The sequence below is a fragment of the Streptomyces sp. NPDC090021 genome (assembly GCF_044748225.1).
Lineage (GTDB): Bacteria > Actinomycetota > Actinomycetes > Streptomycetales > Streptomycetaceae > Streptomyces.
On record NZ_JBIVFO010000043.1, the window covers coordinates 13,738 to 26,953 of the forward strand.

The 13,216-nt window shown below is 73.3% G+C and carries 12 protein-coding genes; 6 read left to right on the forward strand and 6 right to left on the reverse strand.

Translation table 11 applies throughout. The features are described 5' to 3' along the window. Positions 1 to 315: 315 nt before the first annotated feature. The 6 genes from ACIPXC_RS28535 (at position 316) to ACIPXC_RS28560 (ending at position 6,111) form a co-directional block, all read left to right on the forward strand. Positions 316 to 1,323, forward strand: coding sequence for a DUF1996 domain-containing protein (locus ACIPXC_RS28535; protein WP_401623831.1), 1,008 nt, complete (start codon positions 316 to 318; stop codon positions 1,321 to 1,323). A gap of 99 nt (positions 1,324 to 1,422) precedes the next feature. Next, positions 1,423 to 2,034: a sigma-70 family RNA polymerase sigma factor gene (locus ACIPXC_RS28540; RefSeq protein WP_401623833.1), complete on the forward strand. Its 612-nt coding sequence runs from the start codon at positions 1,423 to 1,425 to the stop codon at positions 2,032 to 2,034. Next, positions 2,031 to 2,756 (forward strand): anti-sigma factor family protein, encoded by a 726-nt coding sequence (locus ACIPXC_RS28545; protein WP_401623835.1) that lies wholly within the window; start codon positions 2,031 to 2,033, stop codon positions 2,754 to 2,756. The genes ACIPXC_RS28540 and ACIPXC_RS28545 overlap by 4 nt, the downstream gene beginning before the upstream one ends. 635 nt (positions 2,757 to 3,391) lie before the next feature. After that, complete coding sequence (locus ACIPXC_RS28550) at positions 3,392 to 4,357, forward strand: RimK family alpha-L-glutamate ligase (RefSeq protein WP_401623837.1); 966 nt, start codon at positions 3,392 to 3,394, stop codon at positions 4,355 to 4,357. Further along, on the forward strand, positions 4,354 to 5,154 hold the full coding sequence (locus tag ACIPXC_RS28555) for a RimK family alpha-L-glutamate ligase (RefSeq protein WP_401623839.1): 801 nt from the start codon (positions 4,354 to 4,356) through the stop codon (positions 5,152 to 5,154). The genes ACIPXC_RS28550 and ACIPXC_RS28555 overlap by 4 nt, the downstream gene beginning before the upstream one ends. A 102-nt stretch (positions 5,155 to 5,256) precedes the next feature. Beyond that, positions 5,257 to 6,111 carry a DMT family transporter gene (locus ACIPXC_RS28560; RefSeq protein ID WP_401623841.1) on the forward strand — a complete coding sequence of 285 codons (855 nt, stop codon included), beginning with the start codon at positions 5,257 to 5,259 and terminating at the stop codon, positions 6,109 to 6,111. A gap of 130 nt (positions 6,112 to 6,241) precedes the next feature. On the opposite strand, the gene ACIPXC_RS28565 is transcribed toward ACIPXC_RS28560, so the two are convergent. The 6 genes from ACIPXC_RS28565 to ACIPXC_RS28590 form a co-directional block, all read right to left on the reverse strand. Continuing rightward, on the reverse strand, positions 6,242 to 7,027 hold the full coding sequence (locus ACIPXC_RS28565) for an Asp/Glu racemase (RefSeq protein ID WP_401623920.1): 786 nt from the start codon (positions 7,025 to 7,027) through the stop codon (positions 6,242 to 6,244). A 138-nt stretch (positions 7,028 to 7,165) separates the two neighbouring features. Continuing rightward, positions 7,166 to 8,104, reverse strand: coding sequence for a fumarylacetoacetate hydrolase family protein (locus ACIPXC_RS28570; protein ID WP_401623843.1), 939 nt, complete (start codon positions 8,102 to 8,104; stop codon positions 7,166 to 7,168). A gap of 18 nt (positions 8,105 to 8,122) precedes the next feature. After that, complete coding sequence (locus ACIPXC_RS28575) at positions 8,123 to 9,241, reverse strand: cupin domain-containing protein (protein WP_401623845.1); 1,119 nt, start codon at positions 9,239 to 9,241, stop codon at positions 8,123 to 8,125. Then, positions 9,238 to 10,332, reverse strand: coding sequence for a carbon-nitrogen hydrolase family protein (locus ACIPXC_RS28580; protein ID WP_401623847.1), 1,095 nt, complete (start codon positions 10,330 to 10,332; stop codon positions 9,238 to 9,240). Before ACIPXC_RS28580 ends, ACIPXC_RS28575 begins: the two co-directional genes overlap by 4 nt. After that, positions 10,329 to 12,650 carry an FAD-dependent monooxygenase gene (locus ACIPXC_RS28585; RefSeq protein ID WP_401623849.1) on the reverse strand — a complete coding sequence of 774 codons (2,322 nt, stop codon included), beginning with the start codon at positions 12,648 to 12,650 and terminating at the stop codon, positions 10,329 to 10,331. The genes ACIPXC_RS28580 and ACIPXC_RS28585 overlap by 4 nt, the downstream gene beginning before the upstream one ends. Next, on the reverse strand, positions 12,632 to 13,090 hold the full coding sequence (locus ACIPXC_RS28590; RefSeq protein WP_401623922.1) for an acyl-CoA thioesterase: 459 nt from the start codon (positions 13,088 to 13,090) through the stop codon (positions 12,632 to 12,634). Before ACIPXC_RS28590 ends, ACIPXC_RS28585 begins: the two co-directional genes overlap by 19 nt. Between the last annotated feature and the right edge of the window lie 126 nt (positions 13,091 to 13,216).

The window sequence follows — 13,216 nt, forward strand, 5'->3', positions numbered from 1 at the left end:
CCCTCGGACAGCACCGGCCACGCAGTGGTGGCCGATGACGGACGATCAGGTTCTTTCGGCCGCCATGAGGTGGCGTGCGCCCCGCACGGGTGGAGGTGAGTTAGTCGCCCTCCTCGACGCGGCGCACGGTTGGAGGAGTACCCGCGGGAGGCCGAGGGCGTCGTCGCCCGGATCCTGCGGGCTCCCGTCGGGGGCTGACGCGGCGAACCGCCACGCGTCACCGGACGGCCCCGTCGGAACGCACGAACCCGGCGCGGCGACCGTCATGCGGATGCCAGGTTGACGCCGGGGTCGCCACCGGTAACCGTGACCGCCATGGGGAAAGAACGCCGCCTGCTCGCTCTCGTCATCTGCCTGCTCCTGGCCGGTGGGCTGACCGCTGCGGTGGTGGGTGCCCAGCGCTCCGCCGGTCCGCACGCGGGAGCGGCGGCCGCCGGTCCGGCGCCGTCCGACTACGTGGACATACACGACGTTCCTCCCGTCCCACCCGCCGCTCCCGCCACGCCCGCCGACCCGGGCGGCGGATCGCCGGGGTCGATGGTGGTGGACTGCGGCCGCAACGAGCGCATGCACTACAACGAGGACAACCTGGTGGTCTCGCCCGGCCTGCGGTCCGGCGCCCACCACACGCACTCCTACGTCGGCAACCTGTCCACCGACGCGATGTCGACCGACGACTCGCTGGCCGCCGCCGCCACGAGCTGCGCGGGCGGCGACCGGTCGACGTACTACTGGCCCGTCCTGCGCCGCCTGGACCGTCCTGGCGCACGCCCGCACGAGAGGTCCGCGGGGCACGGCAACGCCGGCGAGATCGTGCCCGAGGCCACGGTCCGCGTCGAGTTCCGGGGCAACCCGGTGAGCAAGGTCGTGGCGATGCCGCCCTTCCTGCGCGCGATGACGGGCGACGCGGTGGCCCACACCGCGCAGAGCGACGCCCACGTCCGCGCCCGCTGGGGGTGCTCCGGCTCCCCCGACCGCTCCACCACCCGCTACCCGCGCTGCCCCGAGGGCGACCGCGTCACCCGCACCCTGACCTTCCCGAGCTGCTGGAACGGCCTCGACACCGCGAGCGCCGGGCACCGCTCGCACCTGCTGTTCCCCGGGGGCAACGGCGTCTGCCCCACCGACACCTTCCCGGTGCCCGAGTTGCGCGTCTCCCTCGCCTACGCGGTCCCCGCGGGCGTGCCCGTGGCGATCGACTCCTTCCCCGAGCAGCGGCACAGCCCCCGGACGGACCACGCGATGTTCGTCAACGCGATGACCGGGCCGCAGATGGACACCGTCGTCGGCTGCCTCAACGAGGGCCGCACCTGCCGGACTTGAACCCTCCACCCCTCGCGTGACGCAGGTCACATGAACCGTTTCGGCTCCGCCGGCGTGTTCCGACCGCACCACGCAAGCGAGGAAGACGGAGAGGGTGAGATGGCCGGACCACTGTGGCCCCGCACTCGGCGGGGCTCGACCGACGAGGCACTGATCAAGTCCGTGTACGAGGAGCACGGCCACGCCCTGCTCGCGTACGCCACCCGGCTGACCGGGGATCGGTCCGCTGCCGAGGACGTCGTGCAGGAGACCCTGATACGTGCCTGGCGGCACTCCGAGGTCCTCGTGAACGGAAAGGGCTCGGTGCGCGGCTGGCTGCTCACCGTGGCCCGTAACATCATCACCGACCGGTACCGGGCCCGGGCCGCCCGGCCGCCGGAGGTGTCCGGTTCGGCGGCGGCTCCCCCGGTGGAGGCGGACCACGCCGACTCCGTGGTGGACAGCATGACGGTGCTGGGGGCCCTGGACAGGCTGTCCCCGGAACACCGGGACGTGCTGAAGGAGTTGTACTACCGGCAGCTCAGCGTGGCGGAGGCCGCCGACACCCTCGGCATCCCGGCGGGTACGGTCAAGTCGCGTTCGCACTACGCGCTCAAGGCCCTGCGCGACGTCTTCAGGGACGACGGACTCCGGGAGGGCGGTACAAGAGACGGAAAACGATCGGGCAGGCCGCCCCAGCAGCCGGCCGGACTGCGTGAGGTGGTGGCATGAACCGGCAGCGGCACGAGGAGGAACTGCTCGGCCCGTACGTACTCGGCGTCCTGGACAACGAGGAGGTCCGCCGGGTCGAGGGACACATGAGCGGATGCGTGCAGTGCCGGGAGGAGGTGGCCGCGTTGCGCGAGATGGAGGCGGCACTGGGCGAGGTGCCCGAGGAGGCGTTCCTCGACGGACCGCCACAGGGCGGTGACCTGCTGCTCCAGCGCACCCTGCGGCAGATGCGGGGCGAGCGTGCCGGTGCGGCACGCCGTCGGGCGGGGTTCACGGGCCTGGCGGTGGCCGCCTCGCTGGCCGCCGTGTTCTGGGCCGGTACGCAGCTGGGTGCGGGCGATCCGGACCCCGTCGCGCTGCCCGTACCCCCGTCGCCGACCGCCTCGGCGGATCCCTCTCCCCCGCCGAAGGGGACCACGCTGCACTCCGCGACCGATCCGGGCACCGGCGCGCGGATGACCGTACAGATGACCCCGGCGACCAAGTGGGTACGGTTGCGGGCGGCGGTCACGGGAGTGCCGCAGGGCGAGCGCTGCCGGCTGATCGTGGTCTCCAAGGACGGCAAGCGCACCACTGCGGGCAGCTGGGTCGTGGGCAGCCAGGAGAACGGCGAGGCCAAGGGCGCCGGGCTGGACGGCTCGGCGGCTGTCGACCGGGCCGACGTCAAGGCGGTCCTGGTCGAGAACGAGTCCGGCAGGACCTTCGTGTCCGTCCCCGTGTGACCTTCCCCGTGTGGCCTTCTGACTGCGGGCCTCGGGGCGGATGTGACGGAGCCCGGGAGCATATCCAGCTCCCGGGCTCCTGTCGTGCCACCCGATTGCGCACACCGGCACGTTCAAGCGTCGCGGATCATTCTGAGATCGACGTGTTCCACCTTTGAACTACCGCGCCATGCACGAGGCGCAGGAGGCGCCCGGTAGGACGTGGGCCCGACCGCACGGTTGAGGTGCACCGACCAGGACGGGTCGTCCACCGGCCGGGCCCGCTGCTCGGGGCCTGCTTCGGCGTTCTGCGCGAAGGCGACCCGGAGCTGACGGTCCGGAGTGGACCGCAATGGCCTCGACGACCTCCTGCGGCAGCACCGCGCGCCGCGGAACCGGGTGTCTCGCGCACTCGTCCTCATGGCCGGGCAGCCGCAGCAGCACGTCCGCCAGTGCCGCCCGTTGACCGCCGGCGCGCACAACTGCCCGGTCCACCGGTCGCATCTGTCCCCCTGTGTCCCCCGCCGAGCCGAAACGAGCCGCCCAGCGAGGAAGCCCACAGGCGGACCGATCATCACATTGCGGTCCATGACATCCTGTGACGTCACGACTCGCCGGGCGGATTCGGCGGACGTCCGGGATTTTGAGGAAGGTCGATGAGGCTCTGCTTCCTGGTGGAGGAGCACTACCGCCACGACGGTATGCCGAACGAGGTGATCGGACAGCTGACCGCGTGGGGGCACCGCGTGGACGTCGTGCGGCCCGGCGGCTCACTGCTGCGCATGACCGAGGTGGTGGACACGGGTGCGCACGACGCCTGGGTGCTCAAGACGGTGTCGGGCGGCCCGGGGCTCACCCTCCTCGAAGCCGCCGCCGCAGCGGGGCTGACCACCGTCAACGACGCCCGCTCGATCCGCGGAGTACGGGACAAGGCGCTGGCCGCCGCCATCGGGCGCGACCGCGGCCTCCCGCTGCCGCCCACGTACGCCGTCGCCCGCCCCGAATTGCTCAGGGAGATACCGGCGGCCGAGTTCCCCCTCGTCGTCAAGCCCGCCGACGGCAGCTCCGGGCGGGCGGTGCACCTGGTGTCCTCGCCCGAGCGGCTGGAGACGCTGCTGCCCGCGCTCACGGGCGAGGGCATGCTCATCGCCCAGCCGTACGTGCCCAACTCGGGCACGGACATCAAGGTGTACGCGGTCGGCGGGGAGTTGTTCGCGACCGAGCGGTGCTCCCCGCTGCGCCCCGACCCCTCGGTCCGTGAGCGCCGCGTCCCGCTGTCGTCCGAGGTCGCCGCCATCGCCGCCGAGGTGGGGGCGGTCTACGGACTCGACCTGTACGGGGTGGACGTGCTGCTGGGGCCCGACGGACCGGTGGTCGTCGACGTCAACGACTTCCCGAGCTTCCGTCAGGTACCGGACGCTGCGGCGCGGGTGGCCCGCGCCGTGCTGGGGCTGGCACGGGCCGGCGGCGTCCCCGCGACGCCCGCGACACCGGCACCCGCGACACCCGCACCCGCACCCGCGACGACGGCCCCCGTGGCGCTCCCGTACACGCTCCCCCTGTCGATCCCGGTCCGGACACCACCGGCGCAGATCTCCGCGGCGGCGGGTGACACCGTATGAGGATCGGCCTGATCACCCCGGAGCCCGGACACCCGCTGCTGGCGGACACCACCGCGCTCCTCGCCCCGGGGCACGAGGTCGAAGCACTGGACCCGGCCGCCGTCGGCGAGGCACCCCCGCCCCTGGCCGACGTGTACCTGCTGAAGTCGCGCACGCCGCAGGCGCTGGGACTGGCGCGGCAGCTGGAGCGGAAGGGGGCGCCGGTGGTCAACACCGCGGCGGCCACCGCGCTGTGCCAGGACCGCACGGAGATGGCCGGGCTCGCCCTACGGGCCGGTCTGCCGTTCGCGGCGACCCGTACCGTCGGCACCCTGGGGGCATGGGCGACCACCGCACGGCCGTCCGCCCCCGTGGTGGTCAAGAGCCGGCTCAGCCGACGCGGCGACCTCGTCGCCCGTGCCGACGACACCGCGGAGCTGCGGGAGTTGGCACGGCAGTGGCCGCGGGAGCCGGTCGTGGTGCAGACGTACGCGCCCAACAACGGGTGGGACCACAAACTGTGGGCCATCGGCGACCGGGTCTTCTCGGCCCTGCGCCGCTCCGAGCTCTCCCCCGGCGGACGCGGCCCCACGCACCCCCTCGCCCCCGGCGAACTCCCCGACGGCTGGGCCGATCTGGTGCGGCGGGTCGGAACGGTATTCGCACTGGACGTCTACGGCGTGGACATCATCGACACCGGGGGCGGGACGCCCCTGATCGTGGACGTCAACGCCTTCCCCGGCATCCGCGGCCAGTCCGGCGCCCCGGAAGCCCTCGCCGTCCTGGCCCTGCGGCGGGCCGCGGCCGGGCGCGCCTGACCCGCCCACCCGGCAGGTCCGGACGGGGGAATGCGGGCCCCGGGGCGCCCGCGGCCCGGTGTCGCGGCGCGGACGGGCGGCCGGCACGGTGAGGATCGGGGCATGGGCGTCGTCCTGCCGGTCCTCTTCGCGCTGTTCGCGGCCTTCAGCAACGCGCTGGCCACCGTGCTACAACGGCGGGCCGCGCTCACCGTGCCGCAGAGCGAGGGCTTCCGCCCCGGTCTGGTCCTGGACCTGCTGCGCCGGCCCGTCTGGGTCGTGGGCATCCTCGCCGTGATCGCCGCGGGGGCCGGGCAGGCCGCGGCCCTGGCCACGGGCGCGCTGGCCCTCGTACAGCCCCTGTTCGTGCTGGAGCTGCCGCTCGCCCTGCTGATCGCCTCCCTGCTGGCCCGGCAGCGGCTGCCGGGGGCGCTGTGGCTGGCCGTGGCGGGGGTGGTGGCCGGACTCGGGGTCGCGCTGGTGGCCGCCTCGCCCGCGGGCAACCGGACCGACGTACCGGCCGAACGGTGGGTGGTGGCGCTGCCGGCCTGCGCGGTGATCGTCGCGCTGCTCGCCTTCGCAGGCCTGCGGCGGCCGCCCGGCCGTTCCCGGGCCGGCTGCCTCGGCGCCGCCACCGCCGTCTGCTACGCGCTCACGGCCGCCCTGATGAAGTCCTCCGTGCACGCCCTCGACGAACACGGCATCGGTGCGTTCTTCACCGCGTGGGAGACGTACGCCTTCGGCGCGAGCGGCATCTGCGCCCTGCTGCTGCTCGAACACGCCATGCAGGGCGGGCCGTTGGTGGCCTCGCAGCCCGCTCTGACCCTCGGCGACGCGAGCATCAGCATCGCGCTGGGAGTGGTCCTGTACGAGGAACACCTGCGGTCGGGCTGGTGGTTGCTCCCCCAGCTCCTGGGCGTGGCCCTCGTCTGCGCCGGTGTGTTCGCCCTGGCCCGGGCGGGCGAGGACGCACCGTGACCACAGGCCCGGATACCCCTGCTGCGAGGGCCGGATGTGGTTCCGCGGGCCCGCCGCCGGCGCCCGACCGGCCGCCGCTGCCCGCCTGGAAGCCGACCCCCTTCGCCCCGAAGGACCCGTCGATCCCGAGCTACACGGTGCCTCCTCCGATGCGTTGCTCCGTCCCCTTCCCCCTCCCCGTCTCTCGGGACGCCCCGGGCCATGGGGTCCGCGCGTAGGGGCCGGAGAGCAGGTGGCCCGCGCCCGGAGCGACGGCGTCCAGGTCCAGGGCACGGAGCATCTGGTGGGCGGTGCAGACCGCCGCGGACACGACGGGCTTGCCCAGGAGCTGTTCGGCCTCCTCGATGGCGCCGAGCGACGGCATCTGCACGCACGCCGAGAGGACGACCGCGTCCGCGTCCGTGTACTCCAGTGCGCGTGCGAGGCCCGGGAGCCGGGCCGGGTCGTGGGCGGCGACGTCGAGGTTGTCCGGGATCTCCAGGGCCTCGTAGTCGAGCACCTCGATCCCTTCGTGGGTGAGGTAGTCCACGACGGTCCGGGTGAGCGGCCGCATGTAGGGCGCCAGCAGGGCGATCCTGCGGGCGCCGATGGTGTGCAGCCCGTGGACGAGGGCTCCGGCGCTGGTCACGACGGGGGCGGGGGCGCCGTTCTCGGCGGTACGGGCGTGCAGACGCTGCTCGGAGGTCCGGTGGTAGCCGAGGCCCGTGCTCATGATGGCGACCAGGCAGGCGTAGCCGAGTACGTCGACCCGGGCGTCGGAGAGCTCGGCCGCGCAGCGGTCGGAGTCGGCGTCCATGGCCCTGAGCTGTTCGGGGGTCACGTGGGTCATGCGCATGCGGCTGGAGTGGAAGGTGAAGCGTTCGTCGGGTGCGACGGCCTGCCGTGCCCGGAGGATGGCGGGCACCTCGGTCTCCATGGTGACGTTGGAACTCGGCACGATCTGGCCGATGCGGTAGGTACGGGGTGACACGGGGCGGCTCCTCTTGGCCGGGTGGGGTGCGCGGGGTCGGGGGCGGGGGCGGGGTCGGGGTCGGGGGCGGGGGCGGGGTCGGGGTCAGCGGGCGTCGACGACGGGGTTGGTGAGGGTTCCGATGCCTTCGACCGTGGCCTCGACGGTGTCACCCGGGTGCAGGAACTGCGGCGGGACCATGCCGGCGCCCACGCCGGACGGCGAGCCGGTCGCGATGACGTCGCCGGGTTCCAGGGTCATGCCGGAGCTGATGTCGGCGATGAGCCGGGCGATGGGGAACAGCATGTGCCGGGTGTTCGACTTCTGCTTGGTGACGCCGTTGACGCGCAGCGAGAGGTCGAGGGCCATGGGGTCGTGGATCTCGTCACGGGTCACGATCACCGGCCCGAAGGGAGCGTAGGAGTCCTGCCCCTTGGAGAAGAACCACTGGCCGGAGCGCCGCTGGTCGCGGGCGCTGATGTCGTTGAGGATGCTGAAGCCGAAGATGTGCCCGTACGCCTCCTCCTCGCTCACCTTGAAGGCCGTGCGGCCGATGACGACGGCGAGTTCGCATTCCCAGTCCAGCTGGGTGGTCAGGTCGGCGTTGTGCAGGATCGGCTGTCCGGGGCCGGTGACGGCGGTGGCGGGCTTGCCGAAGAGGACGGGGCGCGGCGGCAGGTCCTTGTCGGTGTCGAGGCTGCGGCTGGACTCCTCGACGTGCTCGATGTAGTTGAGGCCGACACCGATGATCTTGCCGGGGCGCAGTGGGGCGCGCAGGTTCACGTCCTCCAGGCGGTGCACGGCCTCGGCCGGCCGGGCGGCCGGGTCGGCGGCGAGCAGCTCCCGGGCGGTCTCCCACGCGGCCGGGCCGGCCTGGACGAAGGAGAGCAGGTCGTGCGGGAGCGGTACGCCGGCCCGGTCGGCCAGGACCGCGAGGTCCAGTACGGTGCCGTCGGTCTCGGCGCCGAGGCGTTCGACGGCTCCGGTGGGATCAGTGGGACCGGCGGGGTGGGCGGGGCCGGCGGTGAAGGTCAGCAGGCGCATGCTGGGGCTCCTCGTGGTTCAGGGGGCGGTGACGGGCTGGTGCCCGCCGTTGTCGGCGTACGCCTCTTCCCGGTGGAATCCGAGCGAGCGCATGACGGGGAAGTCGTTGAAGGAGAAGAGGCAGGCGTCCTCGGCCGGGTCGAGGTTGTGGTGCTCGTGCCAGGCCCAGGAGGGGACGCAGAAGATGTCGCCCTGCTTCCACTCGAAGCGCCGTCCGGCGATTACCGAGACGCCGCGGCCCTTGGCGGCCGTGTAGATCACCGAGCCGGTGTGGCGGTGGGCCAGGGTGGCCTGGCCGGGGCGCAGGAGCTGCATGTGGGCGCCCATGGTGGGCATGACGGGGCCGCCCGTGACCGGGTTGGTGTATTCGGCGATGATCCCGTCGTACGGGGAGCCTTCGGTGGCCCGGGCCAGGTTCCGCAGGGCTTCGTAGGTGGGCTCCCAGGGGTAGGCGAGCAGGGGCGAATGGGGCCGGGTCCACTGCTGCGCGCCGTGGGGCAGCAGGTTCGCCCCGTAGGTGAGGACGGAGGAGTTGATGACCTTGCCGGGGGTCTGGTGGAGGTCCGGGTGGACCTCGTAGAAGCCGGCGTCCAGGGCGTTGACCAGCGGGATGTCGAGGCCGTCCTGCCAGATGACGGGCGCGTCGTCGGCGTCGTTGCCGTGTTCGTGCCAGGTGCCGTTCGGGGTGATGGCGAAGTCGCGGGGGCCGACCTTGAGCTTCTGGCCGTCGACGATCGTCCAGGCGCCGGTGCCCTCGTGGACGAAGCGCAGTGCGGCGGCCTGGTGGCGGTGGGCGGTCATGGCCTCGCCGGGGCCCATGATCTGCAGTCCGGTGTAGAGGAGTCCGGCGGCGGCGCTGACGTCCTTACGGCCGGGGTTGACGAGCATGACGACGCGGCGGCCGGCGTCGTCGGCCCGGACGAGGCCGAGGGCCTTGTGGACGAGGGGGCGCAGGTCGTCGTAGCGCCACAGGACGGGCACGGACCTGGGCTGCGGGTACCAGGGTTCGATGTCGTTGGCGACGGTCCACAGGGCGCCCGCGTCGAGTGCGCCGAGCTCGTCGTAGTAGGCGGTGAGTTCGGGGGTGTCGGACACGCGGGCGCGGCCGAGTACGGTGTCGTCCTGCTCGATGGTCATACGTCCTCCTCGGGTGTGGCGGTGTCGGTGAACGGGGTGGTAGGCGGCACGGTGAAGGTCACGGGTGGCCGGGGGCGGTTGTCGACTTCGAGGCGGAAGACGTCGAAGCGGTTGTAGTGGCCGGTGATGTCGTGCATCTGCCGGGGCCGGATGCAGCGGGCGAGGTCGATCTCGGCGTAGACGATGCCCTCGTCGTCCACGAGGGGTTCCGTCACCGGGCGGCCGTCGGGGCCGAAGACGCCGGACAGGGCGCTGCGGGGGCGGGTGAACAGCTCGCGCAGTTCCTCGTCGTCCCCGGCGACGGCGTCCACGATCTCCGGGGAGACGGTGGAGCAGGCGACGACGGAGAAGACCTTGCCCTCGAAGCTGTGGGCGGCGGTGCGGACGGCGATGGCGTCGGCCATGTCGTAGTCGGCGGGTGCGACGGGCAGGGCGATGTAGCAGGAGGCGTGCACGAGTTCGCCCTGGGCCAGGAGCGTGAAGCGGGCCAGGGTGTTGGTGTTCTCGCCGCAGGCCAGGGCGCCGAGCGGGCCGATCGGGGTCGGGTGGACGACCAGGGAGCTGCCGTCGCCGCCGGTCCAGGTCAGCTTCTCGGCCCAGGTGGGCACCAGTTTGCGGTGGACGCCGAGGAGTTCGCCGTCGGGGCCGATGGTGAGCAGGGTGTTGTAGAGGACGCCGAGGCTGTGCGCGGCGCGCTCGTTGACCCCGATGACGAGGACGACACCGTGCAGGCGGGCCGCCGCGCGCAGGGCGTCGACGTGCGGGCCGGGGATGTCGACGGAGGCCCGTTGGAGGCGCTCGAACCAGGGGGAGCCCTGGACCGGGTTCATCGTCCAGTTCCAGTAGGGGTAGCCGGGGACGAACACCTCGGGGAAGACGACGAGGCGGGCGCCGTGGGCGGCGGCCTCCGCGATCAGGGCGACGGCCTTGTCGACGGTGGCGGCGGGGTCGAGGTAGACGGGCGCGGCCTGGACGGCCGCCGCCGTGAACCGGGGCAGGTCGCCCCCGCCCGCGCCCCCGGCCAGGGGCGCGGGCGCGGGTGTGGATGCGGGTCCGGATCCGGATCCGGATGTGGATGTGGATGTGGTCATGAGCGTCTCCGCTGGGCGTGGACGGGTGCGGCGGCGGCGCGGGGCAGCCAGCGGCGGTGGACGGACGCGGCGGGCTGCCGCAGGAGTTCGAGCCGGGGCGGGATCCGGTCGGTCCGGGCCGAGGGGGGCCGGCCGCTGCCCGCCCGCCAGGCGCGCGCCCAGGGTGCGGCCGGGCCCTGGTAGCCCTGGGCGGCGGCCGCGTGCAGGGTCCACAGCGGGTCGTGGAGCTGGGCTCGCCCGACGCCGCACAGGTCCGCCCGCCCGGCCAGGATGATCGAGTTCACGTCGTCGTAGCTGGAGATCGCGCCGACGGCGATGGTGGGGACGCCGGTGGCGTTGCGGATGAGGTCGGCGTACGGGGTCTGGTAACTGCGTCCGTAGCGGGGCCGTTCGTGGGAGACGACCTCGCCGGTGGAGACGTCGACGGCGTCGGCGCCCGCCTCGGCGAGGGCGCGGGCGATGCAGACCGCCTCGGCCTCGCTGGTGCCGCCCTCGGCCCAGTCGGCGGCGGAGATGCGTACGAGGAGGGCCTTGCCGGCCGGCCACACCTCCCGTACGGCGCGCAGCACTTCGAGCGGGAAGCGCAGTCTGCCGGTCAGGTCGCCGCCGTAGTCGTCGGTCCGCAGGTTGGTGAGCGGGGACAGGAATCCGGAGAGCAGGTGGCCGTGGCCGTACTGCAGTTCCAGTGCGTCGAAGCCGGCCCGGTCGGCACGCCGGGCCGCGCTCACGAAGTCGCCCGTGACGGCGTCCATGTCGGCGCGGTCGGCCTCGCGCGGTACGGGACTCCGCTCGTCCCAGGCCAGGGCCGAGGCGGCGATCGGCTGCCGGTCGCCGCCAACGGCGCAACGGCGGCCGGCGTGCGTGAGCTGGATACCGAGGCAGGTGTCGGACTGGCCGTGGACGAAGCCGGTGACCCGGCGCCAGGCCGCTTCCTGTTCGTCGGTCCACAGGCCGGGGCAGCCGGGGGTGGCCCGGCCGTCGGCGCTGACGGCCGTCATCCCGGCGAGGACGAGGCCCGCACCGCCCAGTGCCTGGGTGCTGAGGTGGACGAGGTCGAAGTCGCCGGGCATTCCGTCGCGCGCGGTGTGCAGGGCCGTGGGCGGTACGACGACCCGGTTGCGCAGGAGCAGTCCGCCGAGCGGGAAGGGCCGGAACATCGGCGGCACGGCCGAGGAGTGGTTGACCGCGGCGGTGAAGCCCTCGTCCCGCACACGCAGGTTGTCGTAGGTGACGCGGCGGCTGCGGGTCAGGAGGTTGAAGGCGAACTGGTGCGGCTCCTGGCCGGTGTAGCGGTCGATGCCCTCGAACCATTCCAGGCTGGCCTGGGCCGCCCGCTGGGTGGACTCCACGACCGGCCGGCGCTCGTCCTCGTACGCGGCCAGCGCGGCGGGCACGTCCGGGTGTTCGTGGAGGCTGGCGGCCAGGACGAGGGCGTCCTCCATGGCCAGCTTGGTGCCGGAGCCGATGGAGAAGTGGGCGGTGTGGGCGGCGTCCCCGAGCAGGACGACGTTGCCGTGCCGCCAGGTGCGGTTGCGGACGGTGGTGAACCGCAGCCACCTGGAGTTGTTGGGGAGGAGGCGGTGGCCGCCGAGGTGGTCCGCGAGGAGTTCCTCGCAGCGCCGGATACTGTCCTCGTCGCTGGCGCCCGGCGGAAGGTCGCGGGCGGCTTGTGCCTCGAAGCCGGCACGCCGCCAGGCCCCTTCCGCCAGCTCGACGATGAAGGTGGAGCGGGTCGAGTCGTAGGGGTAGGCGTGCACCTGGAGGGTGCCGAAGTCGTGCTCGTCGACGATGAAGGTGAAGGCCTCGAAGACCTTGTCCGTGCCGAGCCACATGTAGCGGCCGGCGCGCTCGTCGAGTTCGGTTCCGAAGACATCCGCGTGGGCGGTGCGGGTGGCCGACCGTACGCCGTCGCAGGCCACCACCAGGTCGTGGGTGGCGGCGAGTTCGGCGGCGGGCGGGGCCTGGGTCCGGTAGCGGACGTCGACCTCCAGGGCGGCGCAGCGTTCCTGGAGGATGCTCAGCAGGCGCCGGCGACCCAGTGCGGCGAAACCGTGGCCGCCGGAGGTGAGGGTGGTGCCGCGGTAGCGGACGTCGATGTCGGCCCAGCGCGCGAACTCGGCCGACATGGCCTCGTGGACCTCTCGGTCGGCCTGGGCGATCCCGTCGAGCGTCTCGTCGGAGAAGACGACGCCGAAGCCGAAGGTGTCGTCCGGGGAGTTGCGCTCCCAGACGGTGATCTCCCAGTGCGGGGAGAGCTGCTTGGCGAGGGCCGCGAAGTACAGTCCGCCGGGCCCTCCTCCTATGACTGCGACGCGCACGGCGTGCCTCCTGGTGCTTCTGCGGTGGTGAGTAGTTCCGGTCGCTGGGGTCCGGCCGCGCCCAGCAGGTCCCGTACGTCCGCGGGCCAGGGGATGGACCCGGTCGCGTGCGCGGCCGAGTGGGCGATGACCATGCGGCCGGTGGCGGCCTCGCCGCCTTGTTCGCCGCGGACGGTGAAGGCGTAGTGCAGGGAGGCCGAACCGACCCTGGTGACCTTCAGCTCGGTACGGACGGTGTCGCCGAACCAGAGCCGGGCCCGGTAGTCGGCCTCGAAGTGGACGCGGGGCGTGCTGCCGAACAGGTGGGAGAGGCCCAGCCGGTGGAGGAGGACGGCCTCGGCCGCCTCGACCCAGCGCACGACGGTGGAGTGGTGGTAGTGGCCGGCGGCGTCGGTGTCGGCCCATTCGACGCGGCGTTCGACGACGACGCTGGGCGGCACGGCCGACGGCGGCGGGGCAGGGGCCTGGGTCGGGGCCGGGGTCGGGGTCGAGGTCGGGGTCGGGGTCGGGGTCGGGGTCGGGGTCGGGGTAAGCGTCGGCGCGGGCGGCTGCGGGGCGGGCCGGGC